Consider the following 22924-nt stretch of genomic DNA (forward strand, 5'->3'; position numbering starts at 1 on the left):
ATCCTTCTTTTCTTCCGTTTTCTTCTCTTTTTGCTCGTTTTCTACACTATCTCATCAAACCCTGTTGTGTTTAAATCTCACCATGTTATACTCGTTACCGTTGTATTTTTGACCGGAAAACAAATCTGAACACTAAAGAAAACAGGAGTGATTTCAACTAGATATGGATTTAAATAAATCAACAAACAAACGTATTGTAATTAAAATTGGATCCAGTTCTTTAACAAGCAGACTTGGTGACATTAGCAGAAGAAAAATCGAACGACTTGTGGATGAAGTTGTGAAATTAAAAGATGATGGTCATGAGGTATTACTTGTTTCCTCTGGTGCGGTTGCTGCAGGCTATAGACGTTTAGGCTGTCTAAATCGCCCAACTTCTTTAGCAGAAAAACAAGCAGCCGCTTCAATCGGACAAGGACTTTTAATGGAAGCTTATTCTGAGCGATTTGTTTCACACGGTTATACCGCGTCACAGATTTTGATTACGAGAAGTGACTTTTCGGACCGTAATCGCTATCACAACGCTCGCAACACTATAAATGTACTTCTAGACCGTGGCATCATACCGATCGTAAACGAAAATGACACGGTTACCGTGGAGCGACTAAAGTTTGGTGATAACGATACGCTTTCTGCAAAAGTTGCAGGTCTCGTTGATGCAGATCAGCTCATCATTCTTTCTGATATTGACGGTCTTTATACGGAAGACCCTCGAAAGAATCCTGAAGCGAAGTTATTGACGAAAGTAAGCGAAATCACTCCAGAAATTGAGGAATCTGCAGGCGAACCTGGAAGTGATGTAGGTACAGGCGGTATGCGTTCTAAGATTGACGCTGTGAAGATCGCAATGGCTTCTGGAATCTCATCATTCCTCGGTAATGCAACTTCAACCGATATCATTCATCAGGCGGTTGAAGGTAATGCTCGTGGTACGTATTTTGTACCTGATAAAAATGAGTTCAACCTTGATACGAAGCGCCAATGGATTGCCTTCCATTCTGGGCCAGAAGGCGAGATTGTTGTATCAAACAAAGCGAAACAAGGCATCGATGAACTGAAAAGTCTTTACCCTACAGGCATTCGCTATGTAAGTGGCCATTTTAAAAAAGGTTCTGTCGTTCGGATTAAAGATTTAGACGGAAAAGAAGTTGCACTAGGTGTTTCCAATTATTCATCTAAACAGCTTATTAAGATAAAAGGAATTTCAAGTGATGAACTGAACGATGTTGGTCCCGAAGAGGCGATCAACAATAATGACTTAGTCTGCCACACTCGTTTGGCAGTACCGATTCACTAATTTGAAAAAATGTGTTTGAAAATACAAGGAGGCGTTGGATGAGTACTTTTAATAGTACAACCAAACAAATTAACGTTAAGAATCAGGCAAAATCAGCACAGCAAGCTTCTAAAAAGCTGGCGCTGTTAAGCGAAAAAGTAAAGAATGAAGCATTATTAACGATTGCAGATATTTTAGAAAAAGAAATTGATTTTATTCTAAAAGAAAACAAAAAAGACTTAGATAGCGGTGAAGATAAAGGATTTTCTGAAGCCTTGATGGACCGTTTACGTTTAACCGAAGAACGTGTAAAGGAATTTGCAGATGGCTTGCGTGAGGTCGTTGAGTTAGAGGACCCAGTTGGTGAGATCTTATCAGGCTGGACGCTGGAAAATGGACTTAAAGTGGAGCAAGTCCGAGTCCCTTTAGGCGTTATTGGAATGATCTACGAGGCAAGACCGAATGTAACAGTTGATGCGACAGGCCTTGCTTTGAAATCCGGAAACGCCATCGTTTTGAAAGGCGGATCGAACGCAATTCACTCTAATTCCGCAATTGTGTCTGTCATTCATAAGGCATTGGCCGGGACAAAAATTCCGGAAGCAGCTGTACAATTTATCGCTTCTACCGACCGAGAAGCTGCGGGTCAATTGTTTACGATGAAAGAACATATTGACGTGTTGATTCCTCGTGGAGGAGGCGCCCTTATTAACACTGTGGTCGAAAACGCAACGGTTCCTGTCCTTGAGACGGGTGTGGGTAACTGTCACGTTTATGTAGATCAGTTTGCAGATGTTCAAAAGGCACTGGCTATCATGGAAAACGCCAAAACCGATCGACCTGCTGTTTGTAATGCAGCAGAGACGTTCATCTTTCATGAGGCGTGGCTTGTGGAGAATGCTGATCGAGTTCAAAGCCTTTTTGAAAAGCACGGTATTGAAGTGCATGGTGATGAAAAAGCTGCCGAGTTATTGCCAGATGTGGTGCCGGCTAACGAAAAGGACTGGGCTGAAGAGTATTTAAGCTTAGCGGTAGCTGTAAAAGTTGTAAGTTCTGTTGAAGAGGCTGTGACGCATATCGAGCGTTATGGAACGAAGCACTCAGAAGCGATTGTTACTGAAAACAATGGAAACGCGATGGCATTCTTAAACAGTGTTGACGCAGCCGCTGTATATCACAATGCCTCAACCCGTTTTACAGACGGCTCAGCGCTTGGATTTGGAGCGGAGATCGGAATCTCTACACAGAAGTTACATGCTCGTGGACCGATGGGGCTGCCAGCATTGACAACGATTAAGTATCGTATGACTGGTGATGGACAGGTTAGATAATGAGATTGTGGACAGTCCCTTTGTGCGGGCTGTCTTTTTTTTGTATATTTTTGTAGGAAATCAGCAGGTGTTTACGGTTTGAGGGAAGAATTTTTTAGTGGAAAAGGAGGTCGTTTATGTTAATTAAGAATCGTACGAAGTCTGTTAGGATTAAGAAGCTGGAAGTTATGCAGCGTCGCATCATACGCCAACATCCAAGGTATTTATCAATTGAAGATGAGTTGAGCGGAAGATTAGCCGGCCATTTTGGCGAGCAATCGAATGATTATTTTTTGAAGCCATTCCGCGAATTTTCTGTTGTTCATGATTTAAGGCTTACTGCGCACGAAAGTTATTTTCAAATCGACACCTTACTCCTCTCTCCTCGTTACCTTTTGAACCTCGAAGTTAAGTACATAACCGGAACTCTTGTTTTTGACCACCTCAACCAAGTCATCCGTGTAAAAGAGGATGGCACTGAAGAAGCTTTTAAAAATCCTATTTTCCAAGTGAAGCGCCAACAAACTCATTTGATCGAATGGATGGCCAAGAATCGTATCCCTCCCATTCCCGTTCGCTCTCTAGTCGTAATGAGCAACCCAAGAACCATTATTAAGGCCCCTCCTTCGAATAAAGAAGTTCCTCAATATATTACGCATAGTCCCTATTTGCAGGAAAGAATTAAAGTGATTGACAAGATGTATGGAGATGAGAAATTGACGAAAAAAGAGTTGGGGAAATTGACTAAGATGCTCGTTCAACTTCATACTCCAGAAAACCCTGACTTACTAAAAAGGTATCAGATTGAAGAAAAGGATATTATCAAAGGGGTTTATTGTACGGAGTGCTTTTATATGCCAGTTGTGAGGAAGTACGGAACTTGGTTTTGTACGAAGTGTACCTATAAATCTGAAGACCTTCATTTAGCTTCCCTAGAAGATTTCGCATTATTGTATGGTCCCACAATTACAAACAAGCAATTTTGCGATTTTCTCCAGTTACCTTCAAGGCATGTTGCTAAGCGGTTGCTAAACACCTTAGATCTGACTCATACAGGGACTTACAAAGATAGAAAATATAATTTACCCTATCCCACATAAAGTGGGAAGCTAATCAAGAGCGTATTTTCATATTGGCGCTCGTATTTTTCATATGGCGCTCGTATTTTTCATATGGCGCTCGTATTTTTCATATGGCGCTCGTATTTTTCATATGGCGCTCGTATTTTTCATATGGCGCTCGTATTTCATACTCGCGCCAAAGAATTCAAGCATCTACTTAACTTCCCACACAAAAAAACCTCTTGCAAAGGGGTCTTCCCCAGCAAGAGGCTTTCTAGATCATATCTTATTCATGACTTCCATGTTCATCAGAATCATGACCGCTTCCACCACCATGATTCTCATGGTTCTCTGTCTTTGGTGCGTCATGCTTGTCGTGCTTCGCGTGGCCTGCTGTCATAACCCAGACAGATCCGATCACGATAACAATCGCTACGAATGCCGCAAATAGGATGTTACCTATTTGTACGCGGCTTGTGAGGTTACTCTTTGTCGAGTTCTCCGTCACGTGCATGAACATCAATAGCTGCAGGGCAGCTTGCAAGAATGCAAATCCGAAAATAATAATCAGAATCCAAGTTAAGGATAAATCAGTTCCAAGTGCGATCCATAATGCGAATAAAGTAAGCACGATGGACAACACGAATCCGATTAAGTGTTTCCACGGGAATCCGCCGTGTTCATTAGCTGCAGTTTTATTAGCCATGATGCATCACCATCCCCATCAGATAAACGGCTGTGAAGATAAAGATCCACACTACGTCTAAGAAGTGCCAGTAAAGACTGGTGATGAAAACTTTTGCAGAAGTAGCTGGCGTTAGACCGCGCTTAGCTACTTGAATCAAGACCATCGTTACCCAGAAGATACCGAACGTTACGTGGGCACCGTGAGTACCTACAAGAACGAAGAATCCTGACCATGCTGCACTCGTACCAATGTTTGCACCTTCATGAATGAAGTGCAAGAACTCTTGAATCTCGAAGTATAGGAATCCAAGACCAAGTCCAAGCGTTATGGCCATCCACGTGATCAAACCTTTTACATTGTGACGGCGCATCTCATGAACCGCTAGTCCGCAAGTGAAACTACTTGTTAGAAGCAAGAAGGTTTGAATTAACAAACTCTTTACTTCAAACAGTTCACCAAGTGCGGGACCGTCTGCGATACGGTGTTCTAAAACCATATACGTTGCAAATAATGTTGCGAATAACGCAATTTCTGCCCCTAGGAAAATCCAGAAACCGAGAATGTTTAGACGCCCAATCTCCGAACGATACTCTAAAGGCGTGTTGGGGTCGTGTGTTTCTGCATGTGCCATTTTTTCACGCCTCCTTATTTAGAAATCTTTTCTGTTTCGATAATCTCTTCAACACTTACATAATACCCGTCATCATACTCGAATGAACGGTAAATCAATGTTCCGAATACACCTACCAATCCGATGATCGCCATCCACATCCAGTCGAATACCATTCCGAATCCGGCAACGAAGAAGAATGATGCCATGATGAACGGAACACCAGAGTTGCTAGGCATGTGAATCGGTTTCAGATCGCTAGCTGTTAACTTCTCAACTTTTCCTGATTGCTTTTGTCTCCAGAAGTGGTCAAGACCTGTTACTTCTGGAATTTTAGCAAAGTTATAGAATGGAGGCATTGCTGATGGAGTAGACCATTCAAGCGTACGGCCATCCCAAGCGTCTCCAGTCAATTCACGCTTCGCGAAACGGAAGCTGTAGTACATGTTGTAAACAAGAACTAAGAATGCAATACCCATCATGAATCCACCGATTGTAGATACCATGTTTAATGGGCCCCAGCCAGACTCTTCACTGTACGTGTAAACACGACGTGGCATACCGTCTAGACCAAGGAAATATTGCGGGAAGAAACATACGTTAAATCCAATTGTGAAAATCCAGAATACCCACTTACCGATACGTTCGTTCAGCTTGTAGCCAAACATTTTTGGATACCAGTAGATTAAACCGGCGAAACAAGCAAATACTGTACCTGCGATCAACACATAGTGGAAGTGAGAAACTAGGAAGTATGTGTTGTGGTACTGATAGTCAGCTGCTGCCATGGCAAGCATGACACCTGTAACCCCACCGATTACGAAGTTCACAATAAATCCGAGTGACCAAAGCATCGGTGTCGTAAATTGGATCTTACCTCTGTACATCGTGAACAGCCAGTTAAATATCTTAACCCCGGTCGGAATACCGATCGCCATCGTCGTGATAGAGAATACGGAGTTAACAAGTGCTCCTGAACCCATTGTAAAGAAGTGATGGACCCATACCAAGAAACTGTATCCTGCGATTAGAAGCATAGACCAGATCATGGCTTTGTAACCAAATAACGTTTTTCTAGAGAACGTAGAAATTATCTCAGAGAACATACCAAATGCCGGAAGAATTACGATATATACCTCAGGGTGGCCCCATAACCAGAAGAGGTTAGCCCAAAGCATATCCATCCCTTCCCCTTGAAGGGTGAAGAAATGACTTCCGAATAAACGGTCAAATGTCATAAGTGCTAATGCTACTGTAAGGATCGGGAAAGCAAAAATAATGATAACCATTGTTACAAGTGATGACCAAGTAAACATTGGCATACGGAACAATGTCATTCCCGGTGCACGCATCTTAAGGATCGTAACTAAGAAGTTAATACCCGTTAAAAGCGTACCGATCCCGGCTATCTGCAGACCGAGTAAATAGTAGTTCTGCCCAGGTCCTGGACTCAGTTCATTACTCGCAAGCGGCATGTAACTCGTCCAGCCTGCTGATGGTGAGCCACCAATAACGAATGAGATGTTAAATAACATCGCACCGATAAAGAACGTCCAGAAACTAACTGCGTTTAAATAAGGATAAGCTACGTCACGTGCTCCGATTTGTAATGGAACAACGACGTTAATTAAACCAATCAAGAACGGCATCGCCATGAAGATGATCATGATCGTACCGTGTGTTGTAAAGATTTCGTTATAGTGCTGTGAATCGAGGAACTTCGCCTCAGGAACCGCGAGTTGCGTACGCATTAAGAGCGCATCGACACCACCGCGGAACAACATAAGCACAGCCGAAACGATATACATGATACCGAGTTTTTTGTGGTCAACTGTTGTAAGCCATTCGTCCCACAACCATTTCCACTTATTATATTTAGTAAGGTAAAACAGGATCCCCACCATCGTTAATACGATGGATACGTCAGCACCATAAATCATCGGGTCACCTGTTACGAAAAATTCATCCCATTTCATATTGAAATGCCTCCTCTGTTAATGGGCATGAGAATCCCCATGAGACTCTGATTCTTCTTGCTTCTTCATCTCTTCTTCACGCTTTTTCTTTTCTTCTTTCGCTGCTCTTGAATGAGGAATCTTCTCTTCATAACCTAAACGTTCGCGAGCATCTAGCGCGTATTCTGCATTCTTAGCATGGTCTATCCAATCTAGATGAGTTGAAGAGAAAGTCATTTCTTTCACGTGACCAGGAAGCATCAGCTTGTCGTACTGCCCCTTTGTAAGTTCTGGAGCATCAGCTTTTGTTTCACTCGCCCATTTTTCAAACTCTGCATCAGACATAGCCATAACATCAAACGTATGATCAGTGAACCCTTCTCCAGTAAAGTTGGAGTTACGTCCTTCATACGTGCCTTGCTCGTCAGCTTGCAGATAAAGCTCTGTCTCCATGCCAGCCATCGCATATTTTTGGCCACCTAATTGAGGAACCCAAAAAGATGCCATAGAATCTGCAGAAGTCAGTTTGAACAAAACAGGTCGATCTTCAGGAATATGAAGATAGTTAACTGTTTCAATGTCTTGCTCTGGATATGAGAATACCCATTTCCAGTTTACAGATGTTGCATGAATCACTAACGGCTTTTGATCTTTCGACTCTTCAGGAGGTCCTTCTAGAGAGTAGATACTCTTAACCGTTGGAATCGATAATGCAATAACGATAATAATCGGAATGATCCACCAAATCGTTTCAAGAAGATGACTTCCTTCATTGTCAGGATCATAGCCTTTATGATTTTTACGATCACGATATTTATAAACAATAAAAGCAGTAAGTGCGTAAACGACTAGTAAGATAAATAACATAAACCAGATGGAATACATGATCAGATCCCTCTGTTCTTCTCCTACAGGTCCTTTTGGATCTAAAACCACCATATCGCTGCAGCCGCTTAGCATAAACACGGCCATCATTAACCCGAATGTTAAAAACGGCTTCAACCGTCGCATCACCAGGTCCACCTTCCTTTCTCTATTTACAAGCATTTACTTTTGCCTAATAAAAACGAACCAAAAGTGATTATAGTGCATTGTGAATTAAATCACAATGGATATCATAGGCAAAATCAAAATGTCAGAAAACCTTTGCCCTCATAGTACCAGAAACCTAGTAAATGTGACCGGCTCCCTAACAAATGTCACGATTACTTCAAATAAAGCTCACAACTTTATCACAGTTTCGTCATAGAATGTTCACGAATATGGAAGAGCCTTCATGAGCTGGAAAAGAATCTTGTGCTATTTGAAAGTTCAGTTTTTAATTTTTACCCTAATTAGCAAATCTTCACACCTTATATGTGAAATTTTACAAACATAAATAAAACGCAGGAAATCAATATCCCTGCGTAAATTTTTATATATTTTTATCGACTTATTCTTCTTAAGTTTGTCCCCAGTCCACCTGGAGGAAGCTGGTTCCCTAATCTTACAGAAGTTATCGCACATATAGGAATAAGGATGGGAATAGCTAGTTGAAGGATAATGGTTCCGCAATTCACTTTCACTATTCTTCCAAGTTCAATAAAATTCCCATCTGTAGTAATGGTAACTTCCTTCCCAATGCAGCTTTTCAATTCATCTCTTAGTGCTTCCGTACAAATATCATTTACACATTCACAATGACATTCTAATTTGCATTCTTTCGTTTGGGTCGTCATATTGCAGAGAGAAGCAGCGTTATTGAACTGTATCACACTCGAAATGGTACATAAGGAAAAAATAAAAGAAGCTCTTGTTAGACTATCTCTTAAAACAATAAAACCGCAGCTAACTTTCAATAATGTTCCATTGATTGGGGAAACAGGAGTTGTGATCCCAATTTCCTTACCTATACATTTTTGAAGTTCTTTTCTCAGTTCCCTTATACACTCATTTTCCGTACATTTGCACTTACATAATAAACAAGTTTCATCCAGATCTTCTTGTACGATATCACACGCTGAAGTTTGCGAAGGAGCAAAGGCATTGCCGCATGCGAAGCCGATAATATCACATATTTTTATTAATAATGGACCCGCAATCTGTTCAGTTTCACTTTCAACAATAATTGTTCCGCAATCTACTTTAATTAATCTCCCTACTATATAAAGAACATTAGGGATATTTGCTCTAGTTAGTAATGTAATTCTTTTTCCAACAATTCTTCTTAACTGCTCCCTTAGCTCCCTCGTACAAATACTTTCGCCACATCGGCATTTATCACACTTTAATTTTGGTTGACTTGGTCGTATATTCCCACAACTCACAAAGAGTTCCTCCACTCAAATTTTAAACTTTATCTATTCTATGCAAGTATTAGGACAACCGTTCAAGCATATAAAAAACGACCCTGCCCAAAGGCAAGATCGTTCCTAGTAATGGTTATGCACTTACTTCGACTTGATTTTCGCTGTCATTGTATGCGTCTGTGTCTAATTGCTTTTGAACTTTACTTGTTAAAAGACCAGATGTCATCGCACCGCTTACGTTTACAGCAGTTCGGCCCATGTCGATCAGCGGTTCAACAGAAATCAAAAGTCCAGCTAAAGCAATCGGAAGATCCATCGCAGACAACACAAGGATTGCCGCAAACGTAGCTCCACCACCAACACCAGCAACACCAAACGAACTAAGCGCCACTACTACAACAAGCGTCAGTAAGAAAGATGGTGACAACGGATCGATTCCGACAGTCGGTGCAATCATGACCGCAAGCATCGCAGGATAGATTCCAGCACAGCCGTTTTGACCGATTGAAAGCCCGAACGAACCTGAGAAGTTAGCGATCCCATCAGGTACACCCATGCTCTTTTGTGTACGGATGTTTAATGGTAGCGCACCTGCACTTGTACGCGAAGTAAAGGCAAATGATAGAACTGGAAATGCTTTTTTCATATACGTTACTGGACTTAATCCAGCGAACGTTAGTAATAATAAGTGGATACCGAACATGATCAATAGCGCCACATATGACGCGATAACAAACTTACCAAGCTTGGCGATCGCACCCATATCACTAAGTGCTACCGTTTTCGTCATTAATGCAAGTACTCCATATGGTGTTAAACGAAGAATCAAAGTTACAACACGCATGATTACTGAATAGAAGGCATCAACGATCTTGGCAAACAATTCTGCATGCTCTTCTTGCTTACGTTTTACCCCTAGATAAGCAACTCCAAGGAATGCTGCAAAGATTACGACTGCAATCGTTGATGTCGGACGAGCACCTGTAAAATCTAAAAACGGATTTGCTGGCAATAATGAAAGGATTTGCTGCGGAAGCGTTAAGTCTTTTACTTCTGCAAAAGTACCTTCCATTTGCTCACCACGAGCTGTTTCCGCATCACCTTGTTCAATCTGAACAGCTTCCAGATCAAAGGCAACGGATGTAGCGATGCCGACAACTGCTGCAATAGCTGTTGTTCCTATTAAGATCGCAATGATCAATCCGCTAAGTTTTCCGATGTTCCCTTTTAAATTTAAACGTGTGAACGCTGAAAGGATCGAGATAAACACGAGCGGCATAACGATCATTTTCAAGAACGTTACATAACCTCCACCAACTAAGTTGAACCAGTCAGTAGATTTAGCAGCTACCTCAGAATCAGCTCCATAGCCGTACTGAAGTCCAAGGCCGAAGAGTATCCCTAATCCAAGACCCGTAAACACACGTTTTGAGAAAGAAACGTGCTTTTTTTGCATGTAATACAAAACACCTAAAAGAATAAGCATAATAGCAATGTTTAATAAAACTAAGTAAGTAGTCACCTACAAGTCCCCCCTTTAGTTAACTAAAATAAATTAATACAATAAAACCTATCTGTCAAGTAGGAATTACCGCGGGATTACTTTTAGCTGCCACCTCCTCACACTAAAAAAGACAAGCTTTCAAAAAATAAGCTAGTCGTTAGTGTGTTTATGCTTGGATCACAGATGAAATATTTAGTTGTGTTACAGATATATTCTCCCCGAATTTAAATTATGCTTGTTTTTGTAGCAAATTCCTATGATTAGGTGCTAAAATTTGGATATAGATTGTTTTATTCTCAACTTCATATTTCATGGGGAGGCTTTTAAATGAAAAAAGTTCTAATGTTTGTCTACGATTCTTTTGCAGAATTTGAAGTAGCGATTTTAAATACATGTTTAAGCGGATCAGAATATGAACTTTGCACATGTTCTCCTAACTCTTCCATCCAAACTGTTACAACCGCAGGAAAGCTTAAGATCAAGCCTGATTTATCCGTTAACGAAGTCATAACAGATGATTATTCCGCACTGATTATTCCTGGCGGAGCGCCGTTTCCGTTTCTGAAAAATACGATGATTAAGGATATGATTCGTTCTTTCTTCGATAACGGCAAATTGATTGGTGCAATCTGTGGAGGACCTGCCCTGCTAGGAGCTGCTGGTGTTCTAGACCACATTCAATATACCGCTTCCCTTACAAAAGATGACACTGAATATTCGGCAGTAATGAACTGGAGCAACAAACGTGAGGAACATCTTATAATTGACCAAAATGTTGTTACAGCAACAGGGTCAAACTATATTCAATTCGCTGAGGAAGTTTTACGCCAGCTTAAAGTGTTTCCTGACGAAATAGAAAATCCTCTTGAATATTTTAAAGCACCAACTATGTCCTAATGAAGTTCATGTCTTCCTCACTCGCTTCATACCAAACAATCCCTGTTGGCTTTGGATAAGGAGAACACATTTCAATTCATCCTTTTTCTGTAGCGCTCCAATAAACTGTTAAATCGAAAGCTTAACAGGTATTTCATCCTCCGAAATGTGCTTTGTTTCATTTAACGAATCTCCTTTGTGAACAACAGGAAAAAAGTCACAACCAAAAAGAAGGACTATTTTCCTGTATAGCGTAATAAATTGGAGGTGGGAATCATTAGTACATATTGTTAAAGGGGAAATTTAATGACGTTTTATGGCACAATCGTACTTTTACATATCTTAGCTGCAATTGTCGGGCTCGGTGCAAGCTTTGCCATGCCCGTCGTAACAAAGTTTGCAAAAACAGCTAACCAGGCACGCTTTGCTCTTGAGGTTAATGCTAAGATTGAAACATTGCCGAAGATCGGCAGCTTAACACTTCTTGCATCTGGACTTTTATTAGGTTATTTAAATACTGCACTATTTAGTGAAGTGTGGTACATCTCGTCATTAGTCATTTATGTACTTGCACAAGTTCTTGTAATAGGCATCATTCCTAAGAAACAGAAGCAGATGAGCGAAATTCTGGGTTCTCATGAAGGTGATGATCTTCCTGAGTCGTATCGTGCGGTCGATAAACAACTCGATCCTTACGTATATTCTTTGCATGGTTTAGCTGTTGTACTTATTATCTTAATGGTTGTAAAACCTTTTTAATTCTTCATAATCAGCTCTACTCTTGGACACAATATGGTGTAAAGAGATGAGGAGTGAAAAACATGTCACGCGGAAAATCATTTAATGATAAGAAAAAGGCCATCCAGGACAATTTCCTGATAATACACTTCAAAACAGACTCGTTGAAAAAAGCGACGAAACGGATTCAGTTAACCTTGCTACAAAGGAAGCTTTTAAAAACAGAACTGGTGAGCAAGAATAGATACGATGCACGGCACTCTTGGAAAATTTTCCTTGGGTGCTTTTTCTTTTTCACGATTCAGCCCGCACCTATTGAGTTCCTTCCCCATTCAATACTATAATCAAGAGGGTACAAATTACTGACAGAAAAGGTGTTATATAGATGAGTATTTTAACGGTACAAGGCTTGAGCCATGGTTTTGGCGACAGAGCGATCTTCAATGATGTGTCTTTCCGTCTGTTAAAAGGAGAACACATCGGATTAATTGGTGCAAATGGTGAAGGTAAATCCACCTTTATGAATATAATCACAGGAAAATTAAAGCCTGATGAAGGTAAAGTGGAGTGGGCAAAAAAGTTCGTGTAGGTTATCTTGATCAGCATACTGTCCTGCAAAAAGGGATGTCTATCCGCGACGTGCTAAAGAGTGCGTTTCAATACTTGCTCGACATGGAAACAGAAATGAACAGTATGTACGAAAAAATGGGTGAAGTTACACCTGAAGAGCTTGAAAAGTTACTTGAAGATGTTGGTGTTATTCAAGACACCCTGACAAACAACGACTTTTACGTGATCGACGCAAAAGTTGAAGAAATCGCGCGCGGACTTGGACTCGATGATATCGGTTTAGACCGTGACGTACACGATCTGAGCGGTGGACAGCGTACGAAGGTTTTGCTCGCAAAACTTTTATTAGAAAAACCAGAAATCCTATTGCTGGATGAGCCAACCAACTATTTGGATGAGCAGCATATCGAGTGGCTGAAACGCTATTTGCAAGAATACGAAAATGCGTTTATTTTGATCTCGCATGACATTCCATTTTTAAACAGCGTTATCAACTTGATCTATCACATGGAAAATCAAGAGCTGAACCGCTATGTGGGTGATTACGATCATTTCAAATCCGTTCATGAGATGAAAAAATCTCAGCTGGAAGCAGCGTTTAAACGTCAGCAACAAGAGATTGCAGGTTTAAAGGATTTCGTTGCACGTAATAAAGCCCGTGTTTCCACTCGTAACATGGCGATGTCACGTCAGAAGAAGCTTGATAAAATGGATGTGATTGAACTAGCAAAAGAAAAACCGAAGCCGGAGTTCAATTTTAAAGAAGCACGCACTCCAAGCAAGCTGATCTTTGAAACGAAAGATCTTGTGATCGGTTATGATGAGCCATTATCAAAACCGCTGAACTTGCGCATGGAGCGCGGTCAAAAAATTGCTTTAGTCGGTGCAAATGGTATCGGTAAAACAACATTGCTCCGCAGCATCCTAGGTGAAATCAAGCCCGTTTCCGGAAACGTTGAGCGCGGTGAAAACCTGGAGATCGGTTACTTCGAGCAAGAAGTAAAGTCAGCCAATTACAACACATGTATTGAAGAGATCTGGAGCGAGTTCCCTGGCTTCTCTCATCATGAAGTTCGCGCAGCTCTTGCGAAGTGCGGTCTAACGACAAAACACATCGAGAGTAAAGTTGAAGTGCTTAGCGGTGGAGAAAAAGCGAAGGTACGTTTATGTAAGCTGATCAACCACGAAAATAACGTACTCGTACTGGATGAGCCGACGAACCACTTGGACGTTGAGGCGAAAGATGAGTTGATGCGCGCGTTGAAAGCATTCAAAGGCAGCGTTCTTTTGATCTCCCACGAACCTGAATTTTATAAAGAAGTAGCAAACGACGTCTGGAATTGTGAAAGCTGGACGACGAAGGTGTTTTAACTTTGTGACCCTCACTTTTGGTGGGGGTTTTTTATTTTGTAAATTATTTTGGAAGAGGAATGGTGTAGGTTGCGGCTTTTCTTGAGCCAGTCGGCTTTAAATCCATAGCACGGAGGATTTTATACATGCTAGTAGAGGAATTTAGATGCAAGAAGTTTCGTAATTCTTCGTTCTTAACTTGAGAATTTATCAAGAGGGCATAATCATAAATAGCTTTAATATGTGCTTCAGAATCCTTTTGAGAACATGATAAACAAATCCAGTGTCTCATTGCTCTTTTCATCGGTAATTTACCACAATAAGGGCAAATAACCCCTGTAGCTATATCCTCTTTTCTAATCTCATAATGTTTTAAAATATCTATATCAATCTGTTTATGATTCTTAATCAAAAGTTTACTCAATTTTTTTATCTCTTTCTGAGACAAATGATTTTGAGTGTAATTTTTAGTTAATCTATGAATCGTTCGAATCAAGTCTTTGCCTTTAACAATTTTATTAAGACTTTTCTTATATAAAGGAGAAATTTTAATTACTGAGTGAATATTAGTTATTACTACTAAATAGAAGATAGGGATATCAGCCAACTTATGAGAGGACAGCCATTCCTTAAAACATGACGCTTGAAATTCAACTTGTATAATAGGATCAGGGAACGCTTCTTCAATTCCGTTTCTGATGCGAATCACTTGGTTAAATTGATGGTCAAAATACAGGTTTCCTATTAAGTTCTTCACTTCAATTATTAAACAATAGTTTGGAGTTATAATTAGAGAATCAAGTTGGAAGTATATTTTTTGCGTTTTATGTCTTGGGAGCCTTAAATCGTGGAAAATATAATAATTTTCTTCAGGTAAATCAGTTAAATGATAATCAAGAGACTTCTCTCCATTAAAGCCCGCATTAAATTTTGCCCTATAACTTTGAATATCTGCTTTTTTGGGGAAATTCAGAGGGATTCTTTCTAATAATGAATCTAGTTTGAAAAGTGTTAATGGTTTTGTTCTTTCTTTTACAATCAAATAATCACCTCGTCCTTAATTTCCTATAAAAATTCAACAAAAGCGACTAATTTTCCTCTCATAAAAATTAGAAATTTTTTTATAAGTCTTCATAAAGATTTATAAGTCTTCAAAAAAATTTATAAGTCTTCAAAAAATTTTATAAGTCCTCAAAAATTTTTATAAGTCTTCATCCCAATTCTCCACTTTTACAGTGTAAAAAACACCCCTCGCCTTCCAGCAAGAGGTGCCCACCCAATCATCTATTCAACTCTTCAACCAGTAGTGAGAGCTCTTCCCAACGTTCCATCGCACTTTCTAACTCATTCTCCACTTTTTTCTGCTCAACCATAAGCTCACTGATTTTGCCAAAATTACTGCCTGCTGCAACAATTTCTCCTTCAATCTGTTCTTTTTTCTCTTCCAAGGTCATGATGCGGTCTTCAATCGTATCCCATTCTTGCTGCTCTTTATATGAAAGTTTTTTCTTCTTTTCTTTGCGCGGCGAAATAGGCGCATCCTCCACAACAGCCGCTTCTTTCTTCACAGAAGCCGCCTCTTCATCACGCTCTTTTTTCTTTTCCATGTAATCGGAATAGCTTCCTTGAAACCTGACAACTTTCCCTGCCCCTTCAAAAGCAAGTAGATGATCGACGACGCGATCTAAAAAGTAGCGGTCATGGGAAACCGTCAGTACGACTCCTGGGAAATTCTCTAAGTACTCTTCTAGAATACCTAACGTTTGAATGTCCAAGTCGTTTGTTGGCTCATCTAAAAACAGAACATTCGGTTCTTCCATTAAAACTTTTAGCATATAAAGCCTGCGCTTCTCTCCACCCGAAAGTTTGCGAATGTACGTATATTGCATATAGCGTGGGAACAGGAAGCGTTCGAGCATCTGTTCGGCTGTAATCGTCTGTCCATCTACTGTTGTGATGACTTGTGCCGTTTCTTTTATATAATCGACAACACGCAAGTTGCCGTCCAGCTCTTCATGGTCTTGTGTGTAATAGCCAATCTTAACCGTTTCCCCAACCTCAACTAAACCAGAGTCTGGTGTAGTTCTTCCAGCTAACATGTTCAATAAAGTGGTTTTTCCGCTGCCATTCGGTCCAATAATTCCTAAACGCTCACCAGGAACAATCAAATAATCAAGATCCCTAACAAGCTCTTTACCGTCTAAACTCTTGCTCAAGCCCTGTACTTCAATAACTTTTTTCCCAAGTCGCTGTGAACCGATCGCAAATTCTACAGAACCTTTTGCTGCTGGTCCTGTTTCTTCTTGAAGAGTTTCTACACGTTGTATTCTAGCTTTTTGCTTTGTCGTACGCGCTTTTGCGCCACGTCGGAGCCAAGCTAACTCTCGGCGAAGCGTGTTTTGCCTTTTATCTTCATTCTGCAGGGCGATCTCTTCGCGTTCTGCCTTTTTCTCTAAATAGGTTTCGTAGTTGCCTTCATAGACATAAAGCTTACCGTTATCGAGCTCAAAAATGTTGTTCGTTACGCGGTTTAGGAAATAACGGTCATGGGTAACCATCAGTAAGGCACCCTTATAGTTTCCTAAGAAAGTTTCTAGCCATTCGACCGTTTCATTATCCAGATGGTTGGTCGGCTCGTCCAAAATCAGCAGATCTGCCGGCTGAATCAGTGCTTTTGCAATGGCTACCCGCTTCTTTTGACCACCGCTTAAATGCTTCACTTGGCGTGAAAAATCACGCAGACCAAGCTTTGTTAACACCGTTTTTGCAACAGTATTAGCTTCCCATGCCTCATTCTCATCCATCTTTTGCTGGCTGTTCATCAAACGCTTCAGCTTCTTCTCATTCGATGGATCTGATTCCAGATCAAGAAGGGCTTGCTCGTATTCCCGCATCGTTTTCATAATGAGTGAATCTCCATAATAAATCTGGTCTAGTACAGAAAGTTCTTCATTTAATTCAGGTTCCTGTGCCACATACTCAATCTGAAATGTATTCGCATGAGATAGCGTCCCTCGTTCAGCTGGTTCAATTTCAGCCAAAGCTTTTAATAATGACGACTTACCGGTTCCGTTTGGCCCGATCAATCCGATTCTTTGTTTGTCGCTGATCGAAAAAGTAATATCATCAAAAAGTGTTTTTTCACCATATGTTTTATATAAATTTTCAACTAATAAAATACTCAAAACAATATCATTCCTTAGGTCAAAGTCTTTGTTTCTATTGTAGCTCAACCGCGTCAGAATAGCATCTTTCCCATATCATTTGGGTTTTTTCTTCATTTTTGTTATAGTGATAAACATGTTCTGAAAAGGAGTGGGCACGTTTTTTGCTCAAAACGGATGCCGCTATTTTCAATTTTATTAATCGGCTTTGCTTTTTTCTTGTTGTTGATACTGGATAAGCAAAACACCCAGTAAGGTTTTATTGCGTATTTCTACCGCGCTTTTAACTTCAAGTTTTTTTACTCACTCCACGCAAGCTCTTTTTTGCACAAAAAAGCTCTAGTTTTTTCGACCTGCCAACTTTTTCATAAACAAGTCATCCGTTGAGCAAACTAACATGACCCATTTCATGAAAAAAGAAAAGGAGAGAAATTTTTACATGCAAACAGGAGTAATTATTTCATTAATTATTTACATGGCTGGTATGCTTTATATTGGCTACTGGGCTTACAAGAAAACATCCGACCTTTCTGATTACATGCTAGGCGGCAGAGGATTAGGTCCCGCTGTTACTGCACTATCTGCCGGTGCCTCCGATATGAGTGGTTGGATGATGATGGGTATACCAGGTGCTATGTTTACAGAAGGAGTCAGCAGTATCTGGATTTCAGTAGGACTAACGATTGGTGCATATCTTAACTATATTCTTGTTGCACCTCGGCTTCGTACGTATACAGAAGTTGCAGATGATTCTATAACGATTCCAGACTACCTTGAGAACCGTTTTAACGATACAAAGAAAATATTACGTATCGTTTCAGCACTTGTAATCATCATTTTCTTTACACTGTATTGTTCTGCTGGTCTCGTATCAGGTGGGAAACTTTTTGATAGTGCCTTTGGATTAGACTATACGACAGGAATGCTTTTAACAGGTGCAGTCGTTGTAGCGTATACGCTATTTGGCGGATTCCTTGCCGTAAGCTGGACAGACTTTGTACAGGGTTGTATCATGTTTATCGCTCTAATCTTGGTACCCATTGTAGCTTTTACAGACATTGGTGATACACAAACAGTTATTGATACAGTTCGCGGTGTAGATCCGTCACTTCTCCAAGTAACAAAAGGACTTACAACGTTAAGTTTATTATCTTTCTTAGCTTGGGGACTAGGTTACTTTGGCCAACCGCATATTATCGTTCGATTTATGGCGATTACATCTGTTAAGGACATTAAAACAGCAAGAAGAATCGGTATGAGCTGGATGATTATTTCTCTTATCGGTGCTTCGTTAACTGGTCTAATCGGTGTAGCATGGTTTGCTAGAGAAGGCAGAGAACTTGCTGACCCGGAAACTGTATTTATCGAATTTGCGAATCTGTTATTCCACCCGTTAATTACAGGTTTCTTATTAGCAGCAATCTTGGCAGCAATCATGAGTACCATCTCATCTCAGCTTCTTGTAACTTCTTCTTCTATTACAGAAGATTTTTATAAGCAATTTATTAAAAAAGACGCTTCACAAAAACAACTTGTTTTTATTAGCAGAATGTCAGTATTAGTTATCGCGGTTATTGCAATATTATTATCACTTAACCCTAGTGACACAATTCTGAGCTTAGTTGGATATGCATGGGCAGGATTCGGTTCAGCATTCGGACCACTCATTCTACTAAGTCTATTCTGGAAGAAGATGACGAAGTGGGGAGCCTTGGCAGGTATCATCGTTGGTGCTGTTACAGTACTAACATGGGTACAGTTCCCGAACTTAAAAGAACAAGTATACGAAATGATCCCAGGATTCTTCTTAAGCTTAATCGCAATTATTATCGTAAGCTTACTGACGAAAGATCCATCAAGAAAAGTACAAAACCAATTCGATAATATGGAAGAAACATTGGAAGAACTTAAATAAAAATAAACGAAAAGCGTTCCTGATAACCAGGAGCGCTTTTTTTATGTTTTCTTCACTATGCGTTTCGTTTGAGCAAGCTCTTCAATACTTCCAGCGCCAATTCCGAACATGGCAGCTCTGAACTCAAATTCAATTCGTTCCATTTGCACTAGCAGTGCTTCAGCGTCTTTTTCTACTGCAGAATGTAAGAGCATTCGGCCAAACCCAGCAAGATTTGCACCTAAAGCGATTGATTTTGCCGCATCAACGCCGTGCTTTAACCCACCGCTCGCGACCAGTGGAATCGTCTTATTCTCATTGCGTACAGCCACAATACTGTCTGCAGTTGGAATGCCCCAGTCCAAAAAGGCTTCTGCCGCTTCTTTTCTTATGTCATCTTTTGAACGGAAACTCTCCACTTGTATCCAGGATGTTCCACCTGCACCTGCAACATCAATAAACTGAACACCTGCTGATACTAAACGATTCGCCGTCTCTGAATCAATCCCCATCCCCACTTCCTTAACACCAACCGGTACATGTAAAGAATGGGAGATTTTTTCTATTTTAGAAAGCAGATTGGAGAAGTTCGTATCTCCTTCTGGCTGGAAAACTTCCTGCAATGTGTTCAAGTGCAATACAAGCAAATCTGCTTCAACCATCTCGACTGCTTTTTTACACTGTGCTATTCCAAAGTCATAATTGAGCTGAACAGCGCCAATATTCGCGATAATCGCAACATCAGGCGCCCATTTGCGAATTTGAAACGTATAGCCAAGATCCTCGTTTTCAACTGCCGCTCTCATTGAACCAAGCCCGATCGCCCAACCTTTTTCTTGTGCGGCCATTGCTAAATTGCGATTGATCTTATGCGCAGTTTCTGTTCCGCCTGTCATCGAACTGATTAAGAAAGGCGTACGAATCTTTTTATCTAAAAAGGTAGCAGAAAGAGAAATCTCGTCAAAAGAAAGTTCAGGCAATGCGTTCGGAATAAAGCGATATTTCTCTAAACCTGTTGTAATGTTTTTGCCTTCTACGTCTTCATTTAAACTAATACGAATATGTTCTGTTTTCCGTTTTTCTGTAAGGTCCTTCGAAAGATCCAACTTATCCAACAACTCTCCTCCTTTTTCGTTCAATCGATTTATTTTTCAAGGTCAGGATTCGAATCAGCCTAAACCTGTTGTATCTCTGGATGAATATAAATGGAAGATTAAAAAGAATCGCATAGACAATCATGATGTTTCCGATCCACACGGGGTTCCATAAGAAAAATAATAAAGCTGGCGGCATGGAAAGCCAGTGCGTCAATTCAGCACGGCGGGTTTCTGCTAAAAACCGAGCTAAATATTCCACAGAACCTTTCTCTAATGTTTTCTTTGCAAACCCTCCACGATAGAAGTCACCACCATCTGGCAGGATGGTTTTCCATTTGCGAATTCCTAACATTTCATACCAATTTCCGTTACCTTCCCATTTTACAGCCGCATCCCATTTCCGCTCTTTTGTAAAATAGGCAAAAGGGATTCTGTGTATGATATATGCCACAGTTAAATGAAGAACTAGCCAGGCTAAAATATTGATCACAACCGTCCAAAACGGTGAAAGTTCAATCAGCATCTACACATCCCCTTTTTCAGAAACGGAAATTTCTCTGCCCTTCCACTTTACTTCTTTTTTTATCGCACTTAAAACAAAAGACCATATGTACACAATAGAAAAAAACAAGAAGTGTACAGGGTGCCATAAAGCAGACAGTAATGTAAACGTACCAACTCTCCGCATCAAGTATTTAATCTGAATCATATAAAGTATATAAAAGATGCCCCAAATAACCACTTCATTCAATTTTTGAAAAGCTAAAAATGGCAGCTGAAGAGCTAAACTTATTCCTCCCGTAATCCAAGCTACAGACAATATGAGTGGCATCAAAGGCGTTTTAGATGAACCTAGCGCAAAGCTTTTACACCATCCGTAAAACAAGGATTTTAGCCCTTCTGGATACATCCGAAAATAAACAGCGCCATATCCTGCAAAACAAGTAACCTTTACATGCTGTGACAAAGCGACTCTGCCCATTTCCATATGTTCAAGAACTTGATGCTTGATTCCTTCATGCTCTCCGATTTTTCTGTAGGTTTCCCGATCAATCAAGAGACAAGGTCCAAACGCACCAGCAGGTTTTTTACGAAACACCGTAAAACTTTGCATGGCCGCCATCACAATCATGTTGAAGAGAGAGGAAAGTCTTTCTGAAACAGAATTCATTTGGTGATAAGGCTGAACACTAATAATGCCGCCTCTTGACTCCCATTCGCTGCATAAACGCTCAATTCCGTCTTTTTCTAATAAAAGATCCGCATCTAAAAATAACAAAAGATCTCCAGATGAATGGTTTGCTCCGTTCCAGCAGGCCCACGGTTTACCTAGCCATCCAATCGGCAGACGATTAGGCTTTACAACCGTTACTCCCGCCTCTCGTGCAACCTCTTCCGTCTTATCCTCAGAATCATCATTAACAACAATAATCTCATGAAGTGTTACACTCTGATTTAATAAAGTAGGCAATAACTTTTTTAAGTTTGCCTCCTCATTCCGTGCGGGAATAATAACCGAAACAGACTGTGGTTGTCTGAGACCTTTTGAGGTTAGGACACGGATATTCATAAGCATGCACCACCCACAAAGCCACATGATTGATAAATATAAAATGGTTGAAAACATGTCGACTGTCTCCTTTTATTAGAGCTTTTAATTACAGCTTGGGCTTTGTATTCTTTTTTCAAACAATTCTTGAAAAAAGAGGAATATTCAACTTCAGTCAAGAACTGAAAATAAAGAAATTCTTACAGAGTGTGCTCAATAAGTGTCCAATAATTTTACAACTGTTGTACATAAACTATACAATACAGATGAACAGTCGTACAGCAACAGCTAAGAAACAATAGTAACTTTCATAACCAATACCGAGGAGGAGTTTGATGAAGAAAAAAGTTTTAGTTGTAGGCGGCGGACTTGGAGGATTATCAGCAGCTCTTCGATTAGCAGCTGACGGACACGAGGTAACTGTACTCGAAAAAAATGAGCGTATCGGCGGTAAACTAAATCAGCGATCTGGGAAAGGGTACACGTTTGATACAGGGCCATCGATCTTAACAATGCCATGGGTACTTGAACAGCTTTTTGAATCGGCTGGAAAGAACATACACGACTACATAAACATCCAGCGCATTGAACCACAATGGAGAACTTTTTTGAAGATGGCACCGTTATTGATGTGACGAGCGATCTGCCTCAGATGTTAAAAGAAATCGAAAAAGTAAACCCAAAAGATGTGGCCTCATTTTTCAAATATCTCGATTATTGCAGCCAGATGTACGAACTTAGCATGAAGAGCTTTTACAAGAAAAGCTTATCCGGATTGAACGACCTTCGTGCTCTTCATAGTTTCAAAGAACTTCTCGCTATGGATCCCGTGAAATCAATGGATCAGGCAACGAAGAAGTTCATCAAAGACAAGCATCTTCAACAACTATTTAATTTCTTCATCATGTATATCGGTTCCTCCCTTACCAGGCTCCAGCTGTTCTCTCACAGCTGATTCATGTTCAGTTAGGCCTTGGTATTTATTATGTTGAGG

At 40.4% G+C, this 22924-nt stretch carries 19 protein-coding genes and 1 pseudogene; 9 read left to right on the forward strand and 11 right to left on the reverse strand.

Features of this window, described 5'->3' with window-relative positions; genetic code table 11:
* Positions 1–163 precede the first annotated feature (163 nt).
* From proB to ACEWFH_RS21110, 3 genes are all read left to right on the forward strand, one after another.
* Positions 164–1297, forward strand: a complete 1134-nt coding sequence (proB, locus tag ACEWFH_RS21100; protein WP_473725549.1) for a glutamate 5-kinase — start codon at positions 164–166, stop codon at positions 1295–1297.
* A 38-nt stretch (positions 1298–1335) separates the two neighbouring features.
* Positions 1336–2607 carry a glutamate-5-semialdehyde dehydrogenase gene (locus tag ACEWFH_RS21105; protein WP_473725550.1) on the forward strand — a complete coding sequence of 424 codons (1272 nt, stop codon included), beginning with the start codon at positions 1336–1338 and terminating at the stop codon, positions 2605–2607.
* A 116-nt stretch (positions 2608–2723) separates the two neighbouring features.
* On the forward strand, positions 2724–3686 hold the full coding sequence (locus tag ACEWFH_RS21110; protein WP_473725551.1) for a nuclease-related domain-containing protein: 963 nt from the start codon (positions 2724–2726) through the stop codon (positions 3684–3686).
* Positions 3687–3933: 247 nt separating this feature from the next.
* Here the strand turns inward: ACEWFH_RS21110 and qoxD are convergent, their stop codons facing one another.
* From qoxD to ACEWFH_RS21140, 6 genes are all read right to left on the reverse strand, one after another.
* Complete coding sequence (qoxD, locus tag ACEWFH_RS21115) at positions 3934–4353, reverse strand: cytochrome aa3 quinol oxidase subunit IV (RefSeq protein WP_473725552.1); 420 nt, start codon at positions 4351–4353, stop codon at positions 3934–3936.
* Complete coding sequence (gene qoxC, locus ACEWFH_RS21120; RefSeq protein WP_473725553.1) at positions 4346–4966, reverse strand: cytochrome aa3 quinol oxidase subunit III; 621 nt, start codon at positions 4964–4966, stop codon at positions 4346–4348. The genes qoxD and qoxC overlap by 8 nt, the downstream gene beginning before the upstream one ends.
* A 14-nt stretch (positions 4967–4980) precedes the next feature.
* Positions 4981–6921, reverse strand: coding sequence for a cytochrome aa3 quinol oxidase subunit I (qoxB, locus tag ACEWFH_RS21125; protein ID WP_473725554.1), 1941 nt, complete (start codon positions 6919–6921; stop codon positions 4981–4983).
* A gap of 18 nt (positions 6922–6939) precedes the next feature.
* Positions 6940–7914, reverse strand: coding sequence for a cytochrome aa3 quinol oxidase subunit II (gene qoxA / locus ACEWFH_RS21130; protein ID WP_473725555.1), 975 nt, complete (start codon positions 7912–7914; stop codon positions 6940–6942).
* A gap of 410 nt (positions 7915–8324) precedes the next feature.
* Entirely contained in the window at positions 8325–9206 is an 882-nt protein-coding gene (locus tag ACEWFH_RS21135; RefSeq protein ID WP_473725556.1) for a hypothetical protein, read from the reverse strand.
* Positions 9207–9321: 115 nt separating this feature from the next.
* A complete protein-coding gene (locus ACEWFH_RS21140) occupies positions 9322–10674 on the reverse strand; it encodes an L-cystine transporter (protein WP_473727385.1) in 1353 nt (450 codons plus the stop codon).
* 345 nt (positions 10675–11019) lie between these two features.
* Between ACEWFH_RS21140 and ACEWFH_RS21145 the strand changes: the two genes are divergently transcribed.
* From ACEWFH_RS21145 to ACEWFH_RS21155, 3 genes and pseudogenes are all read left to right on the forward strand, one after another.
* Complete coding sequence (locus tag ACEWFH_RS21145) at positions 11020–11589, forward strand: DJ-1/PfpI family protein (protein WP_473725557.1); 570 nt, start codon at positions 11020–11022, stop codon at positions 11587–11589.
* A 285-nt stretch (positions 11590–11874) separates the two neighbouring features.
* Complete coding sequence (locus tag ACEWFH_RS21150; RefSeq protein WP_473725558.1) at positions 11875–12327, forward strand: DUF2269 family protein; 453 nt, start codon at positions 11875–11877, stop codon at positions 12325–12327.
* A 364-nt stretch (positions 12328–12691) separates the two neighbouring features.
* Positions 12692–14247: pseudogene (locus tag ACEWFH_RS21155) on the forward strand (ABC-F family ATP-binding cassette domain-containing protein).
* 43 nt (positions 14248–14290) lie between these two features.
* Here ACEWFH_RS21155 and ACEWFH_RS21160 read toward each other — a convergent pair.
* Both ACEWFH_RS21160 and ACEWFH_RS21165 read right to left on the reverse strand, forming a co-directional pair.
* On the reverse strand, positions 14291–15268 hold the full coding sequence (locus ACEWFH_RS21160; protein WP_473725559.1) for a nuclease-related domain-containing protein: 978 nt from the start codon (positions 15266–15268) through the stop codon (positions 14291–14293).
* A gap of 238 nt (positions 15269–15506) precedes the next feature.
* A complete protein-coding gene (locus tag ACEWFH_RS21165; protein WP_473725560.1) occupies positions 15507–17411 on the reverse strand; it encodes an ABC-F family ATP-binding cassette domain-containing protein in 1905 nt (634 codons plus the stop codon).
* A 418-nt stretch (positions 17412–17829) separates the two neighbouring features.
* Between ACEWFH_RS21165 and putP the strand changes: the two genes are divergently transcribed.
* On the forward strand, positions 17830–19305 hold the full coding sequence (gene putP, locus ACEWFH_RS21170; RefSeq protein ID WP_473725561.1) for a sodium/proline symporter PutP: 1476 nt from the start codon (positions 17830–17832) through the stop codon (positions 19303–19305).
* Positions 19306–19346: 41 nt separating this feature from the next.
* Here putP and fni read toward each other — a convergent pair whose 3' ends face one another.
* From fni to ACEWFH_RS21185, 3 genes are read right to left on the reverse strand one after another with little or no spacing between them, the layout of a single operon-like run.
* On the reverse strand, positions 19347–20402 hold the full coding sequence (fni, locus tag ACEWFH_RS21175) for a type 2 isopentenyl-diphosphate Delta-isomerase (protein WP_473725562.1): 1056 nt from the start codon (positions 20400–20402) through the stop codon (positions 19347–19349).
* Complete coding sequence (locus ACEWFH_RS21180; RefSeq protein WP_473725563.1) at positions 20392–20904, reverse strand: glycosyl-4,4'-diaponeurosporenoate acyltransferase CrtO family protein; 513 nt, start codon at positions 20902–20904, stop codon at positions 20392–20394. The genes fni and ACEWFH_RS21180 overlap by 11 nt, the downstream gene beginning before the upstream one ends.
* Entirely contained in the window at positions 20905–21951 is a 1047-nt protein-coding gene (locus ACEWFH_RS21185) for a glycosyltransferase family 2 protein (RefSeq protein ID WP_473725564.1), read from the reverse strand.
* A 314-nt stretch (positions 21952–22265) separates the two neighbouring features.
* On the opposite strand from ACEWFH_RS21185, the gene ACEWFH_RS21190 reads away from it, so the two are divergent.
* Positions 22266–22565, forward strand: a complete 300-nt coding sequence (locus ACEWFH_RS21190; protein WP_473725565.1) for an FAD-dependent oxidoreductase — start codon at positions 22266–22268, stop codon at positions 22563–22565.
* Entirely contained in the window at positions 22526–22885 is a 360-nt protein-coding gene (locus ACEWFH_RS21195) for a hypothetical protein (RefSeq protein ID WP_473725566.1), read from the forward strand. Before ACEWFH_RS21190 ends, ACEWFH_RS21195 begins: the two co-directional genes overlap by 40 nt.
* The last annotated feature ends 39 nt before the right edge of the window (positions 22886–22924 follow it).

It is taken from the genome of Fictibacillus sp. EA-CB0309, assembly GCF_055814265.1.